Annotated in this window: 16 protein-coding genes; 10 read left to right on the top strand and 6 right to left on the bottom strand. The window is 60.9% G+C overall.

The genetic code is table 11. From position 1 onward, the window contains the following. Positions 1–90 precede the first annotated feature (90 nt). Positions 91–873, top strand: coding sequence for a phosphoribosylaminoimidazolesuccinocarboxamide synthase (gene purC / locus ACOJSJ_RS10380; RefSeq protein ID WP_420144905.1), 783 nt, complete (start codon positions 91–93; stop codon positions 871–873). A gap of 45 nt (positions 874–918) precedes the next feature. On the opposite strand, the gene ACOJSJ_RS10385 is transcribed toward purC, so the two are convergent. Next, entirely contained in the window at positions 919–1,671 is a 753-nt protein-coding gene (locus tag ACOJSJ_RS10385) for a sulfite exporter TauE/SafE family protein (protein WP_420144906.1), read from the bottom strand. 213 nt (positions 1,672–1,884) lie between these two features. Here ACOJSJ_RS10385 and ACOJSJ_RS10390 point away from each other — a divergent pair, with 213 nt between their 5' ends. Next, positions 1,885–2,268 carry a c-type cytochrome gene (locus ACOJSJ_RS10390; protein ID WP_420144907.1) on the top strand — a complete coding sequence of 128 codons (384 nt, stop codon included), beginning with the start codon at positions 1,885–1,887 and terminating at the stop codon, positions 2,266–2,268. Between the two features lie 6 nt (positions 2,269–2,274). On the opposite strand, the gene ACOJSJ_RS10395 is transcribed toward ACOJSJ_RS10390, so the two are convergent. Further along, positions 2,275–3,036, bottom strand: a complete 762-nt coding sequence (locus tag ACOJSJ_RS10395; protein ID WP_420144908.1) for a competence/damage-inducible protein A — start codon at positions 3,034–3,036, stop codon at positions 2,275–2,277. An 80-nt stretch (positions 3,037–3,116) separates the two neighbouring features. On the opposite strand from ACOJSJ_RS10395, the gene map reads away from it, so the two are divergent. The 5 genes from map to ACOJSJ_RS10420 all read left to right on the top strand — a co-directional run bounded on the left by map (position 3,117) and on the right by ACOJSJ_RS10420 (position 7,696). Further along, positions 3,117–3,947: a type I methionyl aminopeptidase gene (map, locus tag ACOJSJ_RS10400; RefSeq protein WP_420144909.1), complete on the top strand. Its 831-nt coding sequence runs from the start codon at positions 3,117–3,119 to the stop codon at positions 3,945–3,947. A gap of 250 nt (positions 3,948–4,197) precedes the next feature. Continuing rightward, on the top strand, positions 4,198–4,536 hold the full coding sequence (locus ACOJSJ_RS10405) for a P-II family nitrogen regulator (protein WP_420144910.1): 339 nt from the start codon (positions 4,198–4,200) through the stop codon (positions 4,534–4,536). An 89-nt stretch (positions 4,537–4,625) separates the two neighbouring features. Next, a complete protein-coding gene (glnA, locus tag ACOJSJ_RS10410; RefSeq protein WP_420144911.1) occupies positions 4,626–6,038 on the top strand; it encodes a type I glutamate--ammonia ligase in 1,413 nt (470 codons plus the stop codon). A gap of 90 nt (positions 6,039–6,128) precedes the next feature. Then, complete coding sequence (locus ACOJSJ_RS10415; RefSeq protein ID WP_420144912.1) at positions 6,129–7,178, top strand: NAD(P)H-dependent flavin oxidoreductase; 1,050 nt, start codon at positions 6,129–6,131, stop codon at positions 7,176–7,178. A 74-nt stretch (positions 7,179–7,252) separates the two neighbouring features. Then, on the top strand, positions 7,253–7,696 hold the full coding sequence (locus tag ACOJSJ_RS10420) for a DUF4269 domain-containing protein (RefSeq protein WP_420144913.1): 444 nt from the start codon (positions 7,253–7,255) through the stop codon (positions 7,694–7,696). Here ACOJSJ_RS10420 and ACOJSJ_RS10425 read toward each other — a convergent pair. Then, positions 7,677–8,330 (bottom strand): histidine phosphotransferase family protein, encoded by a 654-nt coding sequence (locus ACOJSJ_RS10425; RefSeq protein ID WP_420144914.1) that lies wholly within the window; start codon positions 8,328–8,330, stop codon positions 7,677–7,679. The genes ACOJSJ_RS10420 and ACOJSJ_RS10425 overlap by 20 nt on opposite strands. A gap of 97 nt (positions 8,331–8,427) precedes the next feature. Then, positions 8,428–8,829, bottom strand: a complete 402-nt coding sequence (locus ACOJSJ_RS10430) for a Mov34/MPN/PAD-1 family protein (RefSeq protein WP_420144915.1) — start codon at positions 8,827–8,829, stop codon at positions 8,428–8,430. A 17-nt stretch (positions 8,830–8,846) separates the two neighbouring features. Here ACOJSJ_RS10430 and ACOJSJ_RS10435 point away from each other — a divergent pair, with 17 nt between their 5' ends. Both ACOJSJ_RS10435 and rpoH read left to right on the top strand, forming a co-directional pair. Then, positions 8,847–9,800, top strand: coding sequence for an RluA family pseudouridine synthase (locus ACOJSJ_RS10435; protein WP_420144916.1), 954 nt, complete (start codon positions 8,847–8,849; stop codon positions 9,798–9,800). A 75-nt stretch (positions 9,801–9,875) separates the two neighbouring features. After that, positions 9,876–10,781 carry an RNA polymerase sigma factor RpoH gene (gene rpoH / locus ACOJSJ_RS10440; protein WP_420144917.1) on the top strand — a complete coding sequence of 302 codons (906 nt, stop codon included), beginning with the start codon at positions 9,876–9,878 and terminating at the stop codon, positions 10,779–10,781. A gap of 53 nt (positions 10,782–10,834) precedes the next feature. On the opposite strand, the gene ACOJSJ_RS10445 is transcribed toward rpoH, so the two are convergent. Further along, on the bottom strand, positions 10,835–11,323 hold the full coding sequence (locus tag ACOJSJ_RS10445) for a GNAT family N-acetyltransferase (RefSeq protein ID WP_420144918.1): 489 nt from the start codon (positions 11,321–11,323) through the stop codon (positions 10,835–10,837). Continuing rightward, positions 11,320–11,883 (bottom strand): TetR/AcrR family transcriptional regulator, encoded by a 564-nt coding sequence (locus ACOJSJ_RS10450; RefSeq protein WP_420144919.1) that lies wholly within the window; start codon positions 11,881–11,883, stop codon positions 11,320–11,322. Before ACOJSJ_RS10450 ends, ACOJSJ_RS10445 begins: the two co-directional genes overlap by 4 nt. 89 nt (positions 11,884–11,972) lie before the next feature. Between ACOJSJ_RS10450 and ACOJSJ_RS10455 the strand changes: the two genes are divergently transcribed. Next, positions 11,973–13,265: an MFS transporter gene (locus tag ACOJSJ_RS10455; RefSeq protein WP_420144920.1), complete on the top strand. Its 1,293-nt coding sequence runs from the start codon at positions 11,973–11,975 to the stop codon at positions 13,263–13,265. Positions 13,266–13,279: the final 14 nt, after the last annotated feature.

The following is a 13,279-nucleotide window of genomic DNA, read 5'->3' on the forward strand; positions in this document are numbered from 1 at the left end:
CCGCGTTGAACAGCCCCGGCACCCGCTGATCCTTTCCGATTCGCGTTTGCCGGGGCGCATTGTTTTTGTGATAAAAAGACAGGAACGCGCATGGCCCGTCGCCGCCAGATCTACGAAGGCAAGGCAAAGATCCTTTATGAAGGCCCCGAACCGGGCACCATCATCCAATATTTCAAGGATGACGCCACCGCCTTCAACGCGCAGAAAAAAGGCACGATTTCCGGCAAGGGCGTGCTGAACAACCGGATTTCCGAGCATATCTTCACCCTGCTCGGCCAGATCGGCGTGCCGACCCATTTCATTCGTCGCCTCAACATGCGCGAACAGCTGGTCCGTCAGGTCGAAATCGTGCCGATCGAAGTCGTCGTGCGCAACGTCGCCGCCGGTTCGCTCAGCAAGAAGCTGGGGATCGAGGAAGGCACGCAGCTGCCCCGCACGCTGATCGAATATTGCTACAAAGACGATGCGCTGGGCGACCCGCTGATCTCCGAAGAGCATATCGCCTGCTTCGGCTGGGCCACGCAGGAAGAAATGCACGACATCGCCGACATGGCGATCCGCATCAATGATTTCATGTGCGGCCTGTTCGCGGGCATCGGCATCCGCCTGATCGACTTCAAGCTGGAATTCGGTCGCCTGTATGACGGCGATTTCAGCCGCATCATCCTGGCCGACGAAATCAGCCCGGACGGTTGCCGCCTGTGGGACATGGCGACCAACGAAAAGCTGGACAAGGACCGGTTCCGCCGCGACCTTGGCGGCGAAGTGGAAGCCTATCAGGAAGTGGCGCGCCGCCTTGGCCTGCTGCCCGATGGCCTCGACACCACGGTCCTCGACCTCGACACGCATCGCAAGAAGCGCGAAAAGGATTGATGACAGGAAAAGGGCCGGTTGAAAGACCGGCCCTTTTGCCATGCATCAAGCCATCAGCGTGTCGGCCAGCAGTTTTAGGCCAAGCAATATCATCAATATATAGATGAGCGTGTAGAAACGCGCCGCATCGACCCGCCGGACCAGTGCGACGCCCGCAAATGTGGCGCCAATCGCAACCGGCACCAGCATCGCCGTCGCCGTCAGATTGGCGCGCGTCAACTGGCCCAGCGCCAGATAGGCAGGCAGTTTCATCCAGTTCGTCGCGGCAAAGGCGATGGCCGTCGTTCCGACCAGCATATCGCGCGGCAGGCGCTTTGGCAGAACCCACATCTGAAATGGCGGAGACCCGGCATGGGCGATCTGGCTGGTGAAGCCGCTGCCGATGCCGAACAGGAATCCGACCCAGCCGGGAGATGTGGATGGCAATATGACCGCCCGGCCCCGCTCCACCCACAATCTTTGCAGGCCGAACAGCACGGAAATCAGGCCCAATACGCCCAGCACCGAAGTTTCCGAAACCTTCGCCGCGAACAGATAGCCGAGCACGACGCCGACTGCCATGCCGGGCAGCATGACCAGCAGGATGCGCCCGTCCCAGCTTTTACGGAAAGCCCAGACGCTCACGACATCCTGAAGGATGAGGATAGGCAGCAATATCGCGGCCCCACGCACCGGATCGATCCCCAACGCCATGATCGGCATGGCGAGCGCGCCGACACCGGCAAAGCCGCCCTTCGTCAGACCGGAAACGATCACGGCAGCGACCGCGCAGGCGATGAAAACAATGTCAGGCGTCATGGATCGGCACTGATGCTTCTAGTGGGCGACCGGCAGACGGAACAGCATGTTCATCCGTCAAGCAAGCATGGAAAAGGGGGTGGCGTCCCACGGTACAAACCCTACAGATGGAGGTCCAATGCTTAAAGTGCTATTCAGCCATGAAGCTTTACAGACAATGGACGGCACAGAGGCCAGAGCCTAGCCACAACAGCCAATTAGGGAAGATAATCCATGTCCTTCGCGTCGGTACCCAGACTATTTGCATTGACCCTGCTTTGTGCGACGGCCACGCCTGCCTTGGCGCAGGCCGGGGACCCGGTCAAAGGGAAAGGCGTCTTTGCCCGCTGCGCCCTGTGTCACGATGTGAAGCCCGGCGTGAAGAAAATGGGTCCGTCGCTGTCCGGCATCTTCGGTCGTACGTCCGGCACGACGACAGGCTTCACCTATTCGCCTGCCATGCAGAAGGCCAAGATCAAATGGGACGCCAAAAGCCTGGACGCATTCATTACCAAGCCAGGCGCGCTGGTGCCCGGTAACCGCATGGCTTTTGCCGGGATTCCCAATGCCACCGATCGCGCCAACCTGATCGCCTATCTGAAGGCCGAAGCTAAGTAACGGAAGTCAGATACCGCCCGCCGTCACGGCCCAGCCGCCGCGCTCCAGCGCGGCGGTGAGGTCTGCGGTGCAGGCGTTCAGCACCACCGGATCGGTTGCGCGGATAACGAAATTGGCGCCGGTCCGCCCTTCCCGGAAAAAGGGATAGCTGCCGATCTGACAGCCTTCATGGGACCGCTCCATCGATGCCAGCAGATCGGCGATTTCGCTTTCACCGACCCAGCATCCGATCGTTTCGGACAATAGCGGCAAACCGCCTTCCAATGTTCCGGTCAGGCTGTCCAGCATGCCTGCCGTAATCGACGGCACACCTGCCATGATGAAGATATTGCCGTGGCGGATGCCCGGCGCCCCGGACATGCGATTTTCGATCAGGTCCGCGCCAGCGGGCACTCGCGCCATGCGCAGCCGTGCATCCGTCAGTCCGCCACGGGTCGCATAATAGTCGGTCAGCAGCGCGCGCGCGCCTTCATGAACCTCCACACCGACACCCAGCGCCTTGGCAATCGCATCGACGGTAATGTCGTCATGCGTAGGGCCAATGCCACCGGTCGTGAACAAATAATCATTGCGCGCTCGCAATATGTTGACGGCCTCCACGATCGCCGCCTCATCATCGGCCACCACGCGTACTTCGCGCAGGCGAATGCCCTGAACGCCCAACCATGTGGCGACCTGAGCAATATTCCGGTCCTGCGTTCGGCCGGACAGGATTTCATCGCCGATGACTATCAGCGCAGCGGTCCATATGCGGGTCGGATCGGCCATGGATATGCCCATAGCCTGCGCCGCCTGCCATGCCTAGCCGCCCCCTCGCATTATCCGTTATCTGCGCCTATAAATGGGTCATGACCGAATATATGACGATGACGGCCGACGCGCCGATTTCCCGCTCTACCGCGATCAAACTCTATGATGAATCGGGCTTTGCCGGCATGCGCAAGGCGGGCCGCCTTGCCGCCGAAATCCTCGACGCGCTGGTGCCCCATGTCGTGCCGGGCGTGAGCACCGGCGAACTGGACGACATCGTGCGGCGCATGACGCTGGATGGCGGCGGCGTCCCGGCCACGCTGGGCTATCGCGGCTATACGCATAGTTGCTGCATTTCGCTGAACAACGTCATCTGTCACGGCATTCCTGGCGATTATCGGCTGAAGGATGGCGACATCCTGAACATCGACGTCACGCCGCTGGTCGATGGCTGGCATGGCGACACCAGCCGCATGTTCATTGTAGGCGACGCCGCCATCAAGGCGCGGCGACTGGTCGAAGTCACCTATGAATGTCTGATGCTGGGCATCGAACAGGCGAAACCGGGCAATCACCTCGGCGACATCGGTTATGTGATTCAGCGCCATGCGGAAAAGCATCGTTATGGCGTGGTGCGCGATTTTTGCGGCCATGGCCTGGGCCAGGTATTCCATGACAGCCCGGAAGTCGTGCATGTCGGCCGCCCCGGCACTGGCCCGGAGCTGCGCCCCGGCATGTTCTTCACCATCGAGCCGATGATCAATATCGGCAAGCCCGGCGTGAAGATGTTGGACGATGGCTGGACGGCGGTTACCCGCGACCGTACCCTGTCCGCACAGTTCGAACATAGCATCGGCATCACCGAAAACGGGTGCGAGATTTTCACGAAAAGCCCGACCGGGTTCGATTGCCCGCCTTACGGCCTCTGACCGTCTCAAACATGCCTATTTTTTAGGCATTGCGTCATGATATTGCCTGAAAACCGGGCAATATGGACAAAGATTGCTGCATCGCCGAAAGCATGTCCTAGCGATTCGGCAATTGGCACGGTAATTGATTGTTAACGGGGACGGCGCCTGCCTTACGGGGGGCATGACGATCGTTTCCGCCAAGGGAAAGAGGAATGCGGGTCGCGCCCGCATTTTTCAAAGCGTGCGTCATGGGTTGGGGTTACGAGTGATGAAAAAGATCGAAGCGATCATCAAGCCGTTCAAGCTGGACGAGGTGAAGGAAGCTCTGCACGAAGTGGGCGTTTCCGGCATCACCGTCACCGAAGCGAAGGGCTTTGGCCGCCAGAAAGGCCATACCGAACTCTATCGTGGCGCTGAATATGTCGTCGATTTCCTGCCCAAGGTGAAGCTGGAAGTCGTGGTGGACGACGCGCTGGCCGAGCGTGTTGTCGAGGCGATCAGTTCCGCTGCGCAGACCGGTCGCATCGGCGACGGCAAGATCTTCATTTCCTCGATCGAGGGCGCGGTCCGCATCCGCACCGGCGAACGCGACAACGACGCCATCTGAATTTTCGCGCGCACCCGCCAGCTTTCGGTGGGCAAGGCTTTTATTACAGCCCCTTCGGGGGGGTATTTTTGAGAGAAGGGCAAGTGCACATGGCCAACACGCCAAAAGACATCCTGAAGATGATCGAGGAAAAGGAGATCGAATGGGTCGATGTCCGCTTCACCGATCCCAAGGGCAAGTGGCAGCACCTGACCATGGTGTCGAGCGTGCTGGGCGAAGATGAGCTGACGCAGGGCCTGATGTTCGACGGTTCGTCGATCGAAGGCTGGAAGGCGATCAACGAATCGGACATGATCCTGAAGCCCGATCTGGACGCCGTCTATGTCGATCCGTTCAGCGCCACGCCGATGCTGATCCTATTCTGCGACATCGTGGAACCCGACACCGGCGAACTTTATGCCCGTGACCCGCGCTCGACCGCGAAGCGCGCAGAAGCCTTCGTCAAGTCGGCCGGTTTCGGCGACACCGTCTATGTCGGCCCGGAAGCCGAATTCTTCATGTTCGACGATGTGCGTTTCGAAAACGACTATTCGCAGAGCTATTACAAGATCGATGACATCGAACTGCCGACCAACACCGGCAAGGAATATGAAGGCGGCAACCTTGGCCACCGTCCGCGCGCCAAGGGCGGCTATTTCCCCGTCGCGCCGGTCGACCCGTGCACCGACATCCGCGCCGAAATGGTCAGCACCATGCTCGAAATGGGCCTGCCGTGCGACAAGCATCACCATGAAGTCGCCGCTGCGCAGCACGAACTGGGCCTGACCTTCGGTACGCTGGTGCAGACCGCCGACCGCATGCAGATCTATAAGTATGTGGTTCAGATGGTGGCGCAGGCTTATGGCAAGACCGCGACCTTCATGCCCAAGCCCATCGCGCAGGATAACGGTTCTGGCATGCACACCCACATGTCGATCTGGGAAGGTGGCAAGCCGCTCTTCGCGGGCGACGGCTATGCTGGCCTGTCGGAAACCTGCCTGTATTTCATTGGCGGCGTCATCAAGCATGCCAAGGCGCTGAACGCCTTCACCAACCCGACCACCAACAGCTACAAGCGTCTGGTGCCCGGTTTTGAAGCACCGGTTCTGCTGGCCTATTCGGCGCGCAACCGTTCGGCCTCCTGCCGTATTCCCTACGGTGCGGGCGCCAAGGCCAAGCGCGTGGAATTCCGCTTCCCTGACGCGATGGCGAACCCCTATCTCTGCTATTCGGCGCTGCTGATGGCGGGCCTCGACGGCATCGAAAACAAGATCCATCCGGGCGCCGCGATGGACAAGAATCTGTACGATCTGCCGCCCGAAGAACTGAGCCAGGTTCCCACGGTCTGCGGTTCGCTGCGTGAAGCGCTCAACAGCCTGGAAGCCGATTACGAATTCCTGCTGAAGGGCGACGTCTTCACCAAGGATCAGATCGATGCCTATATCGAACTGAAGTGGCCCGAAGTGTATCGCTGGGAAATGGCGCCGTCGCCGGTCGAATTCGACATGTATTACAGCTCCTGATCTCCTTTCAGGATCGAATTTCCGGGAAGGCCCGGTCGCAGCGATGCGGCCGGGCCTTTTCCTTTCCGGCGGGCGCGCCATATTGGCGTCATGACGTTGCTCAACATGCTGGGCATGGCCTATCCGATCATACAGGCGCCAATGGCCGGCATATCCACGCCCGAAATGGCGGCGGCAGTGAGCGAAGCGGGCGGCCTTGGCTCCATCGGCGTGGGCGCGACGAACACAGATGGCGCGCGCGCCATGATCGACGCGGTACGGGCACAGACGGACCGGCCATTCAACGTCAACCTGTTCGTGCATGCGCCTGCCCGGCAACAGCCAGAGGTCGAAAGACGCTGGATCGATGCGTTAGCGCCGCTTTTCACGCGCTATGGCGCCAAGCCGCCTAAGGCCTTGCGCGAAATCTACGGCAGCTTTGCGCAGGATGACGCGATGTTGGCGATGCTGGTCGAGACGCGGCCGTCCGTCGTCAGTTTCCATTTCGGATTGCCGGACGTGGATCGGATCACGGCATTGAAAGGCGCTGGATGCATGCTGATCGCCACGGCCACCAATCTGGATGAGGCGTTGACCGCGAAGCATGCCGGGATCGATGCTGTGGTCGCACAAGGCATAGAGGCAGGTGGCCATCGGGGCATGTTCGATCCCGATGCCCCGGACGAGGCGTTGGACATGGCGACGCTGACCCGCCTGCTGGTCGCGAAATCCGGACTGCCGGTGATCGCCGCTGGCGGGATCATGGACGGCCGCCGCATCAGGGCATCGCTGGATATAGGAGCCGCCGCCGCGCAATTGGGCACGGCCTTTATCGCCTGCCCCGAAAGCAGCGCGGACGATGCCTATCGCGCGGCGCTGTTCAGTTCCGCCGCCCATGATACAGTGCTGACGCGCGCCATATCCGGACGCCCTGCCCGCTGCCTGGCCAACGCTTTCACGATATGGGGCGACCGCGTGGATAGGGCACCGCCTGACTATCCCATCGCCTATGACGCCGGCAAAGCCCTCAATCAGGCCGCGAAGGCTGCCGGTGAAGGTGGCTATGGCGCGCAATGGGCTGGCAAAGGTGCGCCCCATGCCCGTACCATGCCAACAGCGGAATTGATGCGACGGCTGATCGAAGAGTTGCACGCTGCGTGACCCGCGCCTCCTAGGAAGATGCGCTGACGCATTGCGGCGTCATGGTGTGACTTGCGGCTTATGATCCCCATGTCGTGGGAACGCCGCCGCTTGGCATCGACCTGCCTTGCAGCGACATCGCCATCCTATGCGCGGTTTACGATAGCGATACCTTTTCAGCGCATGTGCGGCAGGCATGTGGAAACCGCGATCGTTTCGAAATTATCCGGCGTCCCGAGCTGAATGCCGTCATCGTTCGTTTCGACGATCAAGGCTGGCCATTCGAGAGTTTCGGCCAGAACCTGCCTGTCGCGCAGCAAAATGGATGGCGACATTTTGCGATCGAACGGCGGCTGTTGGCGTTGGGCGGCCCCAACCTTCGCGCCGCCGTCATGACGCAGCGTCGGGCAGGCCTGAAGACCGAGCCTGCCTTTGCCACCATATTGGCGCTGCCGGGCGATCCCTATGCCGCCTTGCTCGACCTTGAGCAGGACAGCGACGACGTCTTGCTGGCGCGTATCAACGCCTGTCGGGGATAGACGCGCCGAACAACAGGACCGGCTCACCCGGTGGCGACAGCGCGATTTCACCGCCACATTCCATCACCATCTGACGGATCATCCAGGCAGCAGCCGTACGCGACGCCAGCCCTTCGATCGGCAGGGTGCCCGCCAGCGCGCTGCGCAGATCGGGGTCGAGCACGACCTTCGGCCCCTCCCCGCGCACGACGATTTCCGTCACGCCGGGGCGTTTTTCCGCGCCGATGTCCAACTGACCGCCACGCACCAGCGCATCGCCAGCGATCAGCGCCAGATTGAGGAGAATCTTGGCGGCCAGCTTGTCGAGCATCTGTTCCTCGACCAGCCAGCCGATCTTTACCCGGCCCGCTGTGGCGAACATGCCCTCAATCGCGACGCGGGCCTCATGCGGCGGAACCGCATCGCCGAAGCCGCCCGCCGAGCCGAAGGCCAGACGGAAGAATTTCAGCTTGTTGGCGGATGTACGCGCGCTGTCGCCCAACAGGTCCAGACAGCGCTGACGCATTTCCGGATCGGTTTCATCCGCCATCAGTTCCAGCCCGTTATTGAGCGCGCCGACCGGACTGAGCAGGTCATGGCAGAGGCGCGAGCAGAGTAAGCTGGCAAATTCGATGCTGTCGATCGGATGGGTCATGCGGATATGGGTCGCCGAAAATGAGAAAAATGGAAGGTCTTTTGTGGCTAATGCGCCGCGCGGACCGCCGATGCAAGCCCGGCTTGCCGCCTTTCCTTCACCGACTGTCGAGATGAATTTTGGTGAAATGGACGTTAACCGCCGTATCCGGCCCGGTACGCCATAAAGTCGCGTCATGCCCCGCGACGATCAGCCACAGGCTTCCGTCCGAGGTCGCGCAGGCCGCATCGGTGATGGACGGCGCAGCGACACCCGATGGATGAGAATGATAATGACCGATGATGGCCGGGCCACCGGTGCGGGCGGCACGATGCGCCGCGATCAGGATAGCGGGATCCAGTTCGAAATGACGGGCAGGATCAGTCGCGATATTGGCGGCGGGCATGATCGCTTCGATGCGGTCGGATGTGCCCAACAACAGTCCGCATACTTCATTGGCATCCGCCGCCGCCAGGGCCACGATTTGTTCCAACAACGTTCTTGAAATTTCCACCCGCATTCCTACATCCCTAACCAATGGGTCCGGGGGTTTCCATCATCGAAGTCATTATCGGCGATGCGCAGGACAGTTTGCGCCTCGATCGCGCGCTTGCGGACCTTTTGCCCGACCTGTCGCGCGAACGGATCAAAGGCCTGATCGGCGACGGGCAGGTGTCGGCCGAACCTGTCGCAAAAATCGGCGCGTCAGCGAAGGTTTCGGCGGGCCAACGCTACATCATCACCCTGCCCGCGCCTGTACCGCTTGATACGGTAGCGCAGGATATTCCTCTCAACATCGTGCATGAAGATGCCGACCTGATCGTGGTGGACAAGCCTGCGGGACTTGTCGTCCATCCGGCGGCGGGCAATCTGGACGGTACGCTGGTCAATGCGCTGCTGCACCATTGCGACGGGCAATTATCCGGCATCGGCGGCGTCGCCCGGCCGGGCATCGTCCACCGGATCGACAAGGATACGTCCGGCCTGCTGGTCGTCGCCAAGTCCGACAAGGCGCACGAAGGGTTGGCGCGGCAATTCAAGGATCACAGCATCAACCGGCTATATGCGGCCATTGTCTATGGCGTACCGGCGCCGGGCGCAGCTACGGTCGATACATGGATCGGCAGATCCGACACTGATCGAAAGAAAATGGCCGTTCATCGGGAAGGACGCGGTAAGCATGCCGTAACCCATTATCGAACGGTGGAGCGATTGCATGGCGCGGCGTTGGTCGAATGTCGGCTGGAAACCGGCAGGACGCATCAGGTGCGTGTGCATATGCATCATATCGGTCACCCCTTGATTGGTGATCCGGTTTACGGTAGAGAAAGAAAAGGTTTCAAATCAATACTGGAAACGCTGGGTTTCAATAGGCAGGCATTGCACGCCAAAAGCCTGGGGTTCATACATCCGGTAACGAGCCAACGGTTGATGTTTCAAAGTGTGTTGCCGAACGACATGCAGGAACTGTTAAGCCAGCTCCACGTATAATGTTCGACAAGTTTGCGGTGGTATAGGATGCCTCGTCTGGGTCCACCCCCGCATGAAAGGGAAAGGTGAAGTGACATGGCCAACAAGAGCAATGTCCCTGCGGTGCCGGCGCTGGGCGGTGAAGCCAGCCTCAACCGCTATCTGTCGGAAATTCGTAAATATCCGCTGCTGACGCCTGAGCAGGAATATATGCTCGCCAAGCGTTATGAGCAGCATCAGGATCCTGAAGCTGCGGCGCAGCTGGTGACGTCGCACCTGCGGCTGGTCGCCAAGATCGCCATGGGCTATCGCGGATATGGCCTGCCCGTCAGCGAGCTGATTTCCGAGGGGAATATCGGCCTGATGCAGGGCGTGAAGAAGTTCGAGGCCGACCGTGGTTTCCGTCTAGCGACCTATGCCATGTGGTGGATCCGCGCATCGATCCAGGAATTCATCCTGCGCAGCTGGTCGCTGGTCAAAATGGGCACCACCGCGTCGCAGAAGAAGCTGTTCTTCAACCTGCGCCGGATGAAGAATAATATCGAAGCGTTCGAGGATGGCGACCTGCGCCCCGAAGATGTGACCAAGATCGCAACCGATCTGGGCGTCAGCGAACAGGATGTCGTGTCCATGAACCGCCGCATGGCGATGGGTGGCGACACATCGCTGAACGTCCCGATGCGCGAAGATGGCGAAGGTCAGTGGCAAGACTGGTTGCAGGATGAAGATCCGCTTCAGGACGAGCGCGTCGCAGAGGAACAGGAACGGACCCAGCGGCATGACATGCTGGTAGAGGCGATGACCGACCTCAACGATCGCGAGAAGCATATTCTGGCGGAACGTCGTCTGGCCGAAGAGCCGAAGACGCTGGAAGAACTGAGCCAGGTTTATGGCGTGTCGCGCGAGCGCGTCCGCCAGATCGAGGTTCGGGCATTCGAAAAGCTGCAAAAGGCAATGATGCGCATTGCTGGCGGCAAGATGCCCCGCTTTGCGCTGACCTGATCCGCCTTGGCGGAAACGGAATGAAAAAGCCCCGGAGCGATCCGGGGCTTTTTTTATGGCGCGTCCCATATCAGGCATTCCATGGACAGGGTGCCGTCGCCATAAGCCGAACCATGAGGCGAACATGGCCTGAATCCCCGCTTCAGCCAGAAACCCTCCGCACCGTTGACGGCGGTCAGGGTCAGACGGTCGAACCCCTCTGCCCTTGCACGACGCATGGCGATGTCGATCGCGGCCGATGCGGCGCCAGTCCCTCTGGCCGCCGGCAAAAGGGCGAGATCATGAAGATAGAAACGATCCGCGCCTTCCGGGACAGCGTCGATCAATTCATCAAGCGCTGGCGGATCGTCGCCCTGCCAGGGATGGCTGATCATATAGCCCAACATGGCCCCTCGCCCTTCCAGAACAAAGCATCCGGACGGGTAGATGCGACGGCGTTCGGCATAAATATCCCGCCCTTCGGTATAGGCGCCATGAACCTGATCGGAGATTGCCTTGACCGCCGGCAGATCGTCCGCCGTCATCGAACGCCATTCCGTCATGCCATGGCGCCCAGCATATCGCGGGATGCAGCCATGATTTCTTCCGCTAGGGCCATGTCAGCGACCCCGCGCGCCAGCATCATCGCGCCGACCATTTGCGCCATGCGCGCCAACACCGCCTGCCGCTCCATATCCGGCTGCGATTGTTGAAGAATTGCCGCCAGCGTTTCGAAACCTTCGCGGAAGGCGATGGCCAGATCCCCACCGCGGCGAGCCGCATCGGGACCAAGGCCGATCAGTGCGCATCCGCTTTCGGGCGCATCCCGGTTGCGTGCGCTGAGATAGTCTGCCGCGATAGCCGACGCAGCGCCCCCACCGTCCGCCTGATCGGCGACCATCCGCCATCGCCGGGCGCTGTTGGCGAAGGACGCAGCGCAGGCCTCCGCCGCCAGAGCATCCTTGGATTCGAACTGGTTGTAAAAGCCGCCATGGGTCAGCCCGCATTCGCGCATCAATTCGCCGATGCCGACACCTTCCACCCCCCGCGCCCGGAACAGGCGCGACGCGGTATCGACCACCTTTTCGCGATTGCGTGCAGCCTGATCACGGCTGACCTTCATATCCTTCGTCCCTCAAATGGCCTCTTGACCTTATATATGACATTCATCATTTAACGCCAGTCCGATTACGACCTTTTAGGGGGATGGCGATGTTGTCGACCGCTCTTGCAAGCCGTCTGTCTGCGCGCAACGTCCATTATGGCTGGGCCGTGCTGGCCACGACATTCCTGACCATGCTGGTGGTCGCAGGCGCGGTTGGCGCGCCGGGCGTGTTCATCGTGCCATTGCAGAAGGAATTTGGATGGAGCGCGGCCGACATCAGCGGCGCGCTGGCCATCCGGTTCCTGCTTTTCGGCGGCATGGGGCCATTTGCCGCCGCGTTCATGAACCGGTTCGGCGTGCGGCGGATGATGCTGATTTCACTGTCGATCGTCATCGTCGGGCTGCTGCTGTCGCTCAGCATGAACAGCCTGTGGCAACTGGTGCTGTTGTGGGGCGTGGTCATCGGCATCGGCACCGGGCTGACTGCGATGGTGCTGGGCGCGACGGTCGCGACCCGGTGGTTCAGCCGGCGACGCGGACTGGTGATGGGGCTGCTGTCGGCCAGCACCGCGACCGGGCAACTGGCCTTCCTGCCGTTGCTGGCGAGCCTGACCGAAAATCATGGGTGGCGGATCGCCATGATGCTGGTGTGCGGCGGAATCGTGGTGGCGGGCATCATCGTTACGTTACTGATGCGGGATCGCCCTTCCGACCTGGGGCTGGCGCCCTATGGCGAGGGTCAGATCCAGCCCACCCCCGCTCAACCCGCCAGCCTTGGCGCCTTGTTGATGACGCCGCTGGTCGTGCTGCGCGATGTGTCGAAGGTGCCGACTTTCTGGATATTGTTCCTGTCCTTCTACATCTGCGGGGCCAGCACCAACGGCCTGGTCCAGACCCATTTCATTGCCCTGTGCGGCGATTATGGGCTGGCGGCGGTCGGCGCGGCGTCGATGCTAGCGATGATGGGACTGTTCGATTTCGGCGGGACGCTGGCATCGGGATGGCTGTCCGACCGTTTCGACAATCGCTGGCTGCTGTTCTGGTATTATGGTTTGCGTGGCCTGTCGCTGCTCTATTTGCCGTTCAGCGACTTTTCGCTTTATAGCCTGACCGTATTTGCGGCCTTTTACGGGCTGGACTGGGTGGCGACGGTGCCCCCTACGGTAAAGCTGACGGCCCAGCGATTCGGGACGGAGCGGGCCAATATCGTCTTCGGCTGGATTTTCGCCGGGCATCAGCTGGGCGCGGCCAGCGCGGCGCTGGGCGGCGGCCTGTCCCGCACGGCATGGCAAAGCTATATGCCTGCTTTCGTCGGCGCGGGCATATTGTGCCTGATCGGCGCGGCGATGGTGCTGCTGATCAATCGCGATCGTCGCGGCGGAACGTTCGCGACCGCTTGATAGGGACAAGGCCG

It is taken from the genome of Sphingobium sp., assembly GCF_048594625.1.
Lineage (GTDB): Bacteria > Pseudomonadota > Alphaproteobacteria > Sphingomonadales > Sphingomonadaceae > Sphingobium.